Raw genomic sequence first — 10,631 nt, 5'->3', positions numbered from 1 at the left:
TGTTGTGCCATGCAATTCTTTTTCATAAAAGCGTTCTAGACCTAGCTTGCCTATACTGCGTGTTGCGGCGTAGTTTTGCAGTTGTTCAGTCGCTTCTAATCTATTTAAGTCGCGTTTATTAATTTTGCCTACATATCCCAAAACATGTGTCATAGCGTCTGCATAAGGATAGTGTCGGTTTAAACGAGCCTCTATTGAGACGCCCGGAAAAAGGTGCTGTTTTACCGAGAATTCAGCAACCTCTTGCTCAGTCAGTTTTGTTTTTATCGGAATACTTTTAAAGCGACGTTGATACTTTATTACTCGCTTAAAGTGTTCAACTTGTTCATCAGGGATATGTGCTATCTTTTGCAGTTCGCTTAAGTCCAGTCCATGTCTTTAACCGATTCAGGAACAATTTCCAGCGAAAAGCTAGGCTCATTGGCTGCAAGTATTTTTCCATTTATGTCGCGGATGACACCGCGATTTGGGGGCACTGGTTGGACTTTAATACGATTATCGTTAGAGCGAGTTTGGTAGGTTTGGTATTTTTGAATTTGTAAATAATAGAGGTTGGCAATCAGAACTCCCATCAAAATGGCTACCGCAATTAAAGCCACAATCGCACGTCTAGCAAATAGTATTGCTTCGGCGGTATGATCTTGAATTCGATAGGAGTTTCTGCGCATAGTTATTCGCGATGGTAGGGGTGATTATTATTCAAGCTCCAAGCCCGATATAAACTTTCTGCTACTACAACGCGCACTAATGGATGAGGAACGTCAATGCTGACAGTGACCACTTTTGTTCAGAGCGTTCAATACAAGCGGGGGCTAATCCTTCGGGACCACCAACAAGTAAACTAACGTCCCGGCCATCCATTTGCCAGCTAGACAGCTGTTTCGATAAATCATGCGTAGTCCATGGCTTACCGGTAACTTCAAGTGTAACAATACGATTAGACTTGGGCACCGCCGCTAACATTTTTTCGCCTTCAATATCAAGAATACGCGCTATATCGGCATTCTTGCCACGTTTTCCTGGACTGATTTCGATTAGCTCAAATGAGCAGTCCCTTGGGAATCGGCGTTGATACTCCTGAAAACCTGCAGTTATCCAGTCCGGCATTTTGTTGCCTACGGCGACCAATTGTATTTTCATAGCGGATTAAATCAACCTAATTCTGCCAAAGCTTCTCTAGTTGATAAAAATCTCGAGTCGCATCCTGCATAACATGTAAAACTACTGGGCCCATATCAACTAAAACCCATTCACCTTCTTGCATGCCTTCTTGGCCCAGTGCAGGGTTGTCAGTTTGTTTAGCTTCTAATAAAACGTGGTCGGCAATTGACTGGACGTGTTTTTTTGAAGTACCAGAACAAACAACCATGTAATCTGTAATTGATGATGTTTCTTTTACATCAAACGTCATTACATCTTTGGCTTTTAAATCGTCTATCTTGTCTAATACGAAATCTAATATTTGTTTATTTTGCAAAACGCTTTTTACTCTCAGAAGGAAAAATTTTGGACGACCATTCTACCTGTGTAAGTACTTTTAGTACAGCGCTTACACGACTAATCTAAAATCGTGTAGTTTTAGTTTTTTGTCTAGTTGTCCGGTTAAAGTCTTTTAACATCACCCAGTCTGCGGCTAAGCTATACATCGGATAATCAAATGTTGCAGGCCTATTTTTTTCAATAAAAAAATGACCGACCCAAGCAAAACCATAACCTAGAAGGTAATAATAGTAGATATAGGTATTGGCTGGTTAATAGGGCGTAAATTGCAACGGCGACAACCGATAAACTGCCAATATAATGCAACCCTCTGCACACGGGATGTAAATGTTCTGATAAATAGTACGGGTAAAACGCTTTAAATGTTGTGATTTTTTGCATGTGAATTTCTATTATTTTTGTCTGAACATCAATGTACCAGATACATTACCAATTTGAATATCTGTTAACGCCTGATAGTTATCGCCATCAAATAAAGGTTTATTTTTTTCTTTTGTAACAAAAATTGCAACGCCTTCACTAATCTCACTTTCATTAACTATTGAATCAACTGCTTTTACTAAATATTGGCCTAGACCATGGTGTTGATGGTCAGGGTGAATCGCTATGAAAGTTAACAAATGATAGTGTTCATGAGGAATAGCTGCTGCCACACGTTTTTCCTTTTCTATCATGTTTTTGGGTGCTTAAATATCCAGCGTGTAGCATCATTTTTAAACGCCAATGCCAAAAGCGTTCAGGCTCTAGCTCTCGTTGAGGTTCAATTAAACATGCTACGCCTAGTAAATGTTCTCCAGAAAATAGGCCGATCATAGGCTGTTGAGTTTGCCAAAAAGCACCAAGCTCTTCGCGAATCGCATTTCTAAGACGCTTGTCGTACGTCTGGTTTGTCGCCATCGAAGATTTCTTTAAAAACAGGGTCTTCGTGATAGGCAACATATAATAACGACGCCGCTAAATTAATATCTTCCGCGGAAAGCAAAATAGCTTTAATTGAATTATCTTCACTTAGTTGGGCAGTTGTACTCATTGGCGTTAAATACTCTTTGTTGTTGTTATTTTAACCAACTTAGCAATATCTTTTATATTAGCCAAGAGAATATTTTGCGTGTTAACACTTAAAGCACTACTTTTATATTAAATACTTTTATTTGAAATAAGGGGTTTTGTATGGATATGTCTCAACATTCGATATCGGGTTTATTTGAACAATTAGGTTTAGATGGTACACGAAGTGGTATTTACCATTTTGTTAAAGAACACAATATTCCAGATGATGTGACCATTGACGAGGCTTCATTTTGGAATGCATCGCAAGCGTCATTTTTAAGAGACTCGCTCGAATCGGATGGTGATTGGAGCGAAATTGTTGATCAACTAGATGCAATGCTGCGGAAGTAAAAAGAACCAGGTGAAGACAAACTCTAGGTTATTTGGGCAGTTTTATTAGATGTAAAAAAAGGAGCGGTTCACGCTCCTTTTTAATTAACCTATAAAATAAACGTCTATTTAGTCGACGTAAAACTTCTGTTTGAATTTGATGTTTTCAGTTCGATTACCACGTTGTACATCAATCGAAAAATTAAATATCTCTTCGTTGCTGTATTTTAGTTGAGCCAAGTAATAAATAGACTCACCTTCCTCAACCTTTTTAAAATCTAATTGCGTCGTTTGCCCTAGTAAGTTTCTAGCCGTTCCAGTAAGACTAACGTTTTGCGCTTGTTGTGAGCTAGTTTCCAACACCGAGATGTTAATAAGCGCCATATATCGACTACGTTCGAGTTGGTAGCTTCTTGCCGTCTCTGGCTTAATAAAGGCACTAGGAAACGCAATATAGTGTATATCCCAATTACCTTTGGTGATTTTTTGCTCTGCCATAGATAATCCAGAAAACAGAAGGGTGGCAACCAGAACTAGTAAAGTAAGTAGTGTTTTTTGCACGCTATTCTCCAGTTATAAAAGTCGAGTTAATAAGTCATTAAAAAGTAATTGCAAGAATTGTAAGCCAATTAAAAACACTAATAGACTGAGATCTAAACCGCCTAACGGAGGAATGATTTTTCTAACTGGTGCAAGTAGCGGTTCCGTGAGTTGATGCAACAATGCCTCAATAGGGTTGTAACCCTGACTAATCCAACTCAATATCGCTCTGATAATAGTGACCCAGAATAATAGGCTAAATACCTCTTTTACAACTGATATTAATGACGCTATGAGCAAACCAATCCACGGAAAAGACTCACCAAAAACAAGTTGTAACGTGGTTACTTTTGCAAATGCAACGATAAAAACCAGCAATACGCCGGCCCAGTCAACGCCACCAATACCAGGGATCACGCGCCTTAGAGATCAAACAGGATTGGTCGCTTTAACAATAAACTGACTCACCGGATTATAAAAATCAGCACGGACGAGTTGTAACCACACTCGTAAAATCGCGACCATTAAATACAGGTCAAATAAGGTGTTAATTAAAAACTGAGTAGCTTGCATATTATAGTTGACTCATCTCTTGTGCTCTTGTTACTGCAGCGTCAAGCGCTTCATCAACAATAGCTTGTAATTTTTTATCGTTAAATACGTTTAGGGCAGCAGCGGTAGAGCCCCCAGGTGATGTTACATTTTCTCGTAGCTCAGCAAAACTCTTGTCTTTGTTGAATGTCATCTTTGCGGCACCTATAGCTGTTTCTTGTACCATAATGTTTGCAACGTCATCGCTAAACCCAAAAGCTTTTGCTTTATTTGCCATCGCTTCCATAAATGCAAAAAAGTAGGCAGGTCCAGATCCTGATACAGCCGCAAGCTGATCAATTTCAGCTTCAGATTTTAACCATACAGCGGCACCAACATGCTCAAACAACTCAGTGGCTATTTGTTTATCTTGCTCTCGTACAGAAGCGTCATACTTGTTTACGTCAGAACCTAAATATAAACCAGAAACTCCATGACCAACTAATGATGGGGTATTAGGCATACAACGAATAAACCTAACATTGCCAATAATATCGGTGTAACGCTTCACTAATAAACCCGCAGCTACTGTAATTACTAACTTGCCCGAAAAGTCTGCACCACCTTCGACAAGATCACTCAATACATCTGCCATCATTTGTGGTTTTACGCCAAGAATAATAACGTCGGCCTGTTGGATTGCTTGTTGGTTGTTTAACTCTGTTTTTATGCCAAATTTTGCTTTTAGCGCTTGTTGTTTTTGTTCGGTTCTATTTGTAGCAATTATTTGTGATGGTGAAACGCCACTGTTAACCATACCACCAATGATAGCGCCTGACATGTTGCCCGCGCCGATAAATGCATATGTAATATTTGTATTTTGAGTCATTAAAATCCCATAGTTATTATTGATTTAACTTACCCTAGGGCCAAAAATAGCGGTGCCCAAACGAATCATGGTACTGCCAAATAATATAGCATCTTCCATATCAGCGGTCATGCCTAAGGATAACGTATCTATGCTTATATGTTTATGCTGCAACTGTAAAAAACAAGTGTGTAGTGCTTGAAACTCTCTATTTTGTATACTTTTGTCTTCATAAGCATCTGGGATTGCCATTAAACCTCGAACAGTTAATGATTTAAACTCGCGTAGCTCATCGATAAAGCTATCAACGTCTTGTAACGGTATTCCTGCTTTAGATGGCGATTGTGAAATATTAACTTGCACTAAAATATTTAGTTTTTTCCCCAGTGCTTGGCAATGCTGCTCAAGTCGTTTAGCAATCTTAATCCGGTCGATACTATCTACCCAGTGAGCATGTTGTGCAACAATGGCCGTTTTATTACTTTGAATTGGGCCAATAAAGTGCCACTCAATACCCGGAAGCGACTGCAGTTGCTGCGCTTTTTCTTGCAGCTCTTGTGCGTAGTTCTCTCCAAATTTTCTCTGGCCAGCGTCATAGGCTTGTTGAACTTTATCAAAAGACATCGTTTTACTAACCGCAATCAGAGAAACGTCGTTGACCTGTCGGTCGGCTTTTTGTAGTGCAATCGTCATTTTATCGTGGGCAGTTGCCAGCCGATTTGCTATGGTAATGTTAACGTTATTTTCGGACATAAATTTGTCTTAGTTATTTAATAGGTTAGCCATATGGATATTACTGAATTACTTGCCTTTAGTGTGCAACATAATGCTTCAGATTTACACCTTTCAGCAGGTACTCCTCCAATGATACGAGTCGACGGTGACGTCAGACGAGTAAACATACCGGCACTAGATGCTAGAGAAGTACAATCGCTTATTTACGATATTATGAATGATAAACAGCGTAAAGAGTACGAAGAAAACTTAGAAACGGATTTTTCTTTTGCAGTTCCTGACCTCGCTCGTTTTCGTGTTAATGCATTTAACATGGATAGAGGCGCAGCAGCCGTATTTAGGACTATCCCATCAGAAGTATTAAGTCTTGAAGATATTGGCGCCCCTGATATTTTTAAAGATATAGCGGAAAACCCTCGAGGGCTTGTTTTAGTTACTGGTCCAACGGGATCGGGTAAGTCAACCACGCTAGCGGCAATGATTGATCACATCAATACTCAGCGCCACGACCACATATTGACCATCGAGGATCCAATCGAATTTGTGCATCAAAATAAGCAAAGTTTGATTAGTCAGCGAGAAGTGCATAGAGATACACTTAGCTTTAGTAACGCCTTACGTTCTGCTCTTCGTGAGGATCCAGACGTTATCCTTGTTGGTGAGCTACGAGATTTAGAAACTATCAGACTGGCAATGACAGCGGCGGAAACCGGCCACTTGGTTTTCGGCACACTACATACAACCTCTGCACCAAAAACTATCGACCGTATTGTCGACGTATTCCCTGGCGATGAAAAAGACATGGTTCGTTCTATGTTATCTGAGTCGTTAAGAGCGGTAATCTCGCAAACACTTTGTAAAAAAACCGGTGGTGGTCGAGTTGCGGCCCATGAAATTATGATTGGTATTCCAGCGATTCGTAACCTTATCCGAGAAGATAAGGTCGCGCAGATGTATTCATCGATTCAAACGGGTGCAGCGCACGGCATGCAAACTATGGATCAATGTTTATTGAACCTGATGAATAGAGGTTTGGTGAGTAGAGAGCACGCTCAAGCAAAAGCTCATGATAAAAATTTATTGAGCCAAGGGTTTGGCGGCGGATTCTAGGAGTAAAATATGGAGTCGATGGAGCAAATATTTAATAAAATGGTGGCGGAAAAAGCGTCAGACCTTTTTATTACAGCTGGACTACCCATAAGTGCAAAGATTAATGGTGAATTAACACCATTGGATCATGATGCTTTATCTGAGTCTGAAGCAGAACGACTCGTTCGTAGTTGTATGTCAGATAAACAACAAAATGAATTTGATACTGAAAAAGAATGTAATTTTGCCGTAGCAAACGATGCAGGACGTTTTCGTGTTTCAGCCTTTTGGCAAAGAGATAATGTCGGCATGGTCGTTCGCCGAATTGTGACTAACATTCCTGATGTAGATGAGCTTGGTTTACCAGCGGCGTTAAAAGACGTCATTATGGCAAAACGTGGCCTTGTATTGTTCGTTGGTGGTACTGGCACCGGTAAGTCAACTAGTTTGGCAGCCTTATTACGGATACCGAAATCGTAATTCCAAAGGACATATCTTAACAATAGAAGATCCAATCGAATTTGTTCATGAACATAAACGATGCATGATAACGCAACGTGAAGTTGGTATTGATACACCTTCTTTTGAGTCGGCGTTAAAGAGTTCATTACGACAAGCGCCAGATGTTATTCTGATCGGTGAGATTCGATCGCAAGAAATCATGGAGTACGCTTTATCCTTTGCGGAAACTGGTCATTTGTGTGTTGCTACTTTGCACGCGAACAACGCGAACCAAGCAATAGATCGCATTATGCATTTGGTACCAAAAGAAAAGCACGATAAGCTTAAATATGACTTAGCGCTAAATTTAAAGGCGATTGTTGCCCAGCAACTTATTCAAACGAGTGATGGAATGGGACGAGTGGCTGCAATTGAAGTCTTACTGAACTCGCCTATGGTAGGTGAACTAATTAAGAAAGGCGACATCTCAGGCATTAAAGAAGTGATGGCGAAATCAAAAGAGTTTGGTATGCAAACTTTTGATCAGGCGCTGTTTAACCTTTACCAAGAGTCTCGAATTAGTTATGCCGATGCATTGCACCATGCAGATTCGCCAAATGACCTACGCTTAATGATAAAATTAAGGAATAATGAGCAAACCGGTTCAGGTTTCCTTCAAGGTGTTACCGTCGATGGCATTCAAAAAGACGATTAACTTAATGAGTTAGATACCAAAATAAAAAACCGAGATAATCATCTCGGTTTTTTTGTACCTAAAGCTTAGGGTCGCTGGCCTAAATTAATAGGCCATGCTTTAAGCTAGAGTGTTTTTTGTGTAGCAGATGTTGCTGAACTAGTTGCAGCAGACGCGCCTGCAGTTCTTGCCGATACGACAACTTTAGCACGGTTCTCAGTCGGCATTACAGATGGCGTAGGACCTTCCGTTTTGCTTGCCGGAGCAGGCTTAGTCATAGGGGCACTAGCTGTTCCCTTGTATACAGGTGTTAGGCTAGCTGGCTCGTGCAATACTTTATCAACAGTCTGTTCTACAGGTGCAGGATGAGTATGATTTTCTTCAAACTCAGTGTCTGTAGCAGGATAACGACTCTCTACCACTTCATCCGCTTCTTTTTCCGAGTTAACGTTTGGTTTGTTAGTTTCAACCGAACTTTCAACTGGAGTATCAACAGAAACTTCTTGTTCGTCTTTCACCTCAGACTTCTCAGAGGATGATTCAACAGCATCGTCAATTGAATTATCAACTATAACTGCTTCAGTTTTTGAAGTTTCAGCCACAGCTTCATCTGTCTTTTGGTCTTCGACTGGTTGTGATAACTGAACATTATTGTTAACAACGTCATCAGCAGAAGTTACAGACGAGTTCTCGTCAGAGGCTTGAGTCTCAGAAGGCGCTACTTTTGATTTTACTGCACTTCTACGCGACTCATTTTTGGTGCTCGATGTTGATAACGGCTTTTTACGCACTTTAACAACTGGTTTAGTAGCTTTGCTCTGACTTTCGTTATTGGTCTCAATAACGGCATCTTCGCTAACTGTAGCTTCAACCGCCGTATTAACATTTTTGACAGATGTTTCTACTTTAGCTTGTTGAGGCTCTACCGCATTATTGACAACTGACACAGCTTCTACATTCTCGTTTACCACTGCAGTATCTGCGGTATTCGCTACTTTTGTATTGTCTTCCGTTTTCTCAATACGAACCTTTTTGCGATTGTTACGACGCTTACGACGTTCTTGAAGCTTTTCTTCTTTTGGCGCAGGTGCTTGAGAAGTTTGTTCACTACTTGTCTTTTCGTTGTTTTCAACCTTTTTGCGAGATTGGTTGCGAGGGTTTTTAGTCTTTGGACGTTTGTTATCCGCTCGCTTGTCATCATTGCTTTCTACACGGTCGTTACGAGAGTCAACATCTTTTGTTTTGTCTTTATCTTGTGGACGATTACGAGTATTTCGATTTCGATTTTTATTATTGTTACGACGGTTGCCGTTACAATCATTTTTATCGTTACGGTCGTGTTTACCTTTGTTTTGTGATTTCTTTTTATCAGACTTCTTGTTATCCGAATCATCTGATGAAAATAAGTCGCTTACAAACTTGGCAATCTTTGCAAATAAGCTCGGACCTTTTACTTTACTTTCGGCTGGCGCTGAAACCTGTGGTGCTGGAGCTACTGGTGCAGGAGCCGCAGGAGTTGCAAAACCTTTTAATACAGGTTGCTCAATCTCTTTTTTCATAGGCACAACGATTTCTTTTACAAAATCACTTTGTTCAGGCTGTTTGACCATTTTGAAGCTGGTGTCAGCAGCTCTTCGTCTACACGTACACGCAATACTTCATAGTGTGGTGTTTCTAAATGAATATTAGGAATAATAACAACGCTGACGTTATTGTTTTTCTCAATGTGACGAACCGCATCACGTTTCTCATTTAGCAAGTAAGACGAAACAACAACTGGAACTTGAGCTTGAATTTGAGCTGTGTTTTCTTTAATCGCTTCTTCTTCAATTAAACGAAGGATAGAAAGAGCTAAAGATTCGTTAGAACGAATTGTGCCTTGACCGTCACATCGAGGACAAGTGTGTTGACTTGCATCTCCTAGTGAAGGGCGTAAACGCTGACGAGACATCTCAAGTAAACCAAAACGACTTATCTTACCTATTTGAACACGAGCTCTGTCTTGTTTTACGCTGTCTTTTAAACGGTTCTCAACATCACGTTGATGTTTAGGTGGTGTCATATCGATAAAATCAATAACTAAAAGACCGCCCAAGTCGCGAAGACGTAATTGGCGAGCAATTTCTTCAGCGGCTTCTAGGTTAGTATTTAAAGCAGTTTCTTCAATGTCACTACCTTTAGTTGCTTTTGACGAGTTAATGTCAATTGAAACTAATGCTTCAGTAGGGTCAATTACAATTGAACCACCTGATGGCAAACGAACTTCGCGTTGGAAAGCAGATTCAATCTGCGACTCAATTTGATAGTGCGTAAATAGAGGAACTTCGCTTTGGTAAAGTTTTACACGCTCTAGGAAGTCTGGGCGGAATAGTTCAATGTGACTTTTGGCTTCATTAAAAACATTTTGGTTATCAATAATGATTTCACCAACATCGCGTTTTAAATAATCACGAATGGCACGAAATACAACGTTGCTTTCTTGGTGAATTAAGAACGGAGCAGGTCGGCTATCAGCGGCTTGTTGAATAGCATCCCAATGAAGAAGTAGGGCACGTAAATCGTATTCTAACTCTTCATAAGATTTACCAACACCTGCAGTACGTACGATTAAGCCCATGCCTTTTGGTAATTCAAGCTTACTTAACGCTGCTTTAAGTTGCGTACGCTCATCGCCTTCAATGCGACGTGAAATACCGCCGGCACGAGGGTTATTAGGCATAAGTACTAAGTAGCTACCAGCGACACTGATAAAAGTAGTTAAAGCTGCGCCTTTTTGGCCGCGCTCTTCTTTATCAATCTGAATGATTACTTCTTGACCTTCTTTAACAACTTCTTTGATGTTTGGGCGACCAT

General features: G+C 40.3%; 10 protein-coding genes and 6 pseudogenes. 3 read left to right on the top strand and 13 right to left on the bottom strand.

All coding sequences use genetic code 11. The features are described from left to right. The 7 genes and pseudogenes from AC0L8N_RS00205 to AC0L8N_RS00175 form a co-directional block, all read right to left on the bottom strand. Window positions 1–300 (bottom strand): annotated as a pseudogene (locus AC0L8N_RS00205) (penicillin-binding protein 2); the annotation flags it as partial. Between the two features lie 59 nt (window positions 301–359). Then, on the bottom strand, window positions 360–668 hold the full coding sequence (locus AC0L8N_RS00200; RefSeq protein WP_473665603.1) for a hypothetical protein: 309 nt from the start codon (window positions 666–668) through the stop codon (window positions 360–362). Window positions 669–670: 2 nt separating this feature from the next. Continuing rightward, window positions 671–1,140 (bottom strand): annotated as a pseudogene (rlmH, locus tag AC0L8N_RS00195) (23S rRNA (pseudouridine(1915)-N(3))-methyltransferase RlmH). Between the two features lie 16 nt (window positions 1,141–1,156). Further along, on the bottom strand, window positions 1,157–1,477 hold the full coding sequence (rsfS, locus tag AC0L8N_RS00190) for a ribosome silencing factor (RefSeq protein WP_473665602.1): 321 nt from the start codon (window positions 1,475–1,477) through the stop codon (window positions 1,157–1,159). An 85-nt stretch (window positions 1,478–1,562) separates the two neighbouring features. Then, window positions 1,563–1,881: pseudogene (locus tag AC0L8N_RS00185) on the bottom strand (Mpo1-like protein). Window positions 1,882–1,892: 11 nt separating this feature from the next. Further along, the gene (locus AC0L8N_RS00180) at window positions 1,893–2,174 is read right to left on the bottom strand and encodes a GNAT family N-acetyltransferase (RefSeq protein WP_473665601.1); all 282 of its coding nucleotides are present in this window, start codon (window positions 2,172–2,174) and stop codon (window positions 1,893–1,895) included. A 188-nt stretch (window positions 2,175–2,362) separates the two neighbouring features. After that, entirely contained in the window at window positions 2,363–2,530 is a 168-nt protein-coding gene (locus AC0L8N_RS00175) for a hypothetical protein (RefSeq protein ID WP_473665600.1), read from the bottom strand. A 140-nt stretch (window positions 2,531–2,670) separates the two neighbouring features. Between AC0L8N_RS00175 and AC0L8N_RS00170 the strand changes: the two genes are divergently transcribed. After that, complete coding sequence (locus tag AC0L8N_RS00170; protein ID WP_472673661.1) at window positions 2,671–2,901, top strand: DUF2789 domain-containing protein; 231 nt, start codon at window positions 2,671–2,673, stop codon at window positions 2,899–2,901. Window positions 2,902–3,009: 108 nt separating this feature from the next. Here AC0L8N_RS00170 and AC0L8N_RS00165 read toward each other — a convergent pair whose 3' ends face one another. The 4 genes and pseudogenes from AC0L8N_RS00165 to AC0L8N_RS00150 all read right to left on the bottom strand — a co-directional run bounded on the left by AC0L8N_RS00165 (window position 3,010) and on the right by AC0L8N_RS00150 (window position 5,572). Next, a complete protein-coding gene (locus AC0L8N_RS00165) occupies window positions 3,010–3,441 on the bottom strand; it encodes a DUF4426 domain-containing protein (RefSeq protein WP_472673660.1) in 432 nt (143 codons plus the stop codon). A gap of 12 nt (window positions 3,442–3,453) precedes the next feature. Then, window positions 3,454–3,993, bottom strand: a pseudogene (locus tag AC0L8N_RS00160) (YggT family protein). A gap of 1 nt (window position 3,994) precedes the next feature. Beyond that, a complete protein-coding gene (gene proC / locus AC0L8N_RS00155) occupies window positions 3,995–4,840 on the bottom strand; it encodes a pyrroline-5-carboxylate reductase (RefSeq protein WP_472673658.1) in 846 nt (281 codons plus the stop codon). 24 nt (window positions 4,841–4,864) lie between these two features. After that, entirely contained in the window at window positions 4,865–5,572 is a 708-nt protein-coding gene (locus tag AC0L8N_RS00150; protein WP_472673657.1) for a YggS family pyridoxal phosphate-dependent enzyme, read from the bottom strand. Between the two features lie 33 nt (window positions 5,573–5,605). On the opposite strand from AC0L8N_RS00150, the gene AC0L8N_RS00145 reads away from it, so the two are divergent. Together AC0L8N_RS00145 and AC0L8N_RS00140 are read left to right on the top strand one after the other, a co-directional pair. Then, entirely contained in the window at window positions 5,606–6,664 is a 1,059-nt protein-coding gene (locus tag AC0L8N_RS00145) for a type IV pilus twitching motility protein PilT (protein WP_473665599.1), read from the top strand. 9 nt (window positions 6,665–6,673) lie between these two features. Beyond that, a pseudogene (locus tag AC0L8N_RS00140) lies at window positions 6,674–7,799 on the top strand (PilT/PilU family type 4a pilus ATPase). A gap of 104 nt (window positions 7,800–7,903) precedes the next feature. Here the strand turns inward: AC0L8N_RS00140 and AC0L8N_RS00135 are convergent. Next, window positions 7,904–9,388 carry a hypothetical protein gene (locus tag AC0L8N_RS00135; RefSeq protein WP_473665598.1) on the bottom strand — a complete coding sequence of 495 codons (1,485 nt, stop codon included), beginning with the start codon at window positions 9,386–9,388 and terminating at the stop codon, window positions 7,904–7,906. Window positions 9,389–9,411: 23 nt separating this feature from the next. Further along, window positions 9,412–10,631: pseudogene (locus AC0L8N_RS00130) on the bottom strand (Rne/Rng family ribonuclease); the annotation flags it as partial.

The sequence above is a fragment of the Woeseia sp. D3-10 genome (assembly GCF_055809415.1).
The sequence above is the reverse complement of the archived record's forward strand: the minus strand, read 5'-3'. Positions and strand labels throughout refer to the sequence as shown.

Excerpts from the sequence above, each read along its gene's own strand:
- AC0L8N_RS00200 (WP_473665603.1), bottom strand. The coding sequence starts at position 668 with ATGCGCAGAAACTCCTATCGAATTCAAGATCATACCGCCGAAGCAATA.
- AC0L8N_RS00180 (WP_473665601.1), bottom strand. The coding sequence starts at position 2,174 with ATGATAGAAAAGGAAAAACGTGTGGCAGCAGCTATTCCTCATGAACAC.
- AC0L8N_RS00175 (WP_473665600.1), bottom strand. The coding sequence starts at position 2,530 with ATGAGTACAACTGCCCAACTAAGTGAAGATAATTCAATTAAAGCTATT.
- AC0L8N_RS00170 (WP_472673661.1), top strand. The coding sequence starts at position 2,671 with ATGGATATGTCTCAACATTCGATATCGGGTTTATTTGAACAATTAGGT.
- proC (WP_472673658.1), bottom strand. The coding sequence starts at position 4,840 with ATGACTCAAAATACAAATATTACATATGCATTTATCGGCGCGGGCAAC.
- AC0L8N_RS00150 (WP_472673657.1), bottom strand. The coding sequence starts at position 5,572 with ATGTCCGAAAATAACGTTAACATTACCATAGCAAATCGGCTGGCAACT.
- AC0L8N_RS00145 (WP_473665599.1), top strand. The coding sequence starts at position 5,606 with ATGGATATTACTGAATTACTTGCCTTTAGTGTGCAACATAATGCTTCA.
- AC0L8N_RS00135 (WP_473665598.1), bottom strand. The coding sequence starts at position 9,388 with ATGGTCAAACAGCCTGAACAAAGTGATTTTGTAAAAGAAATCGTTGTG.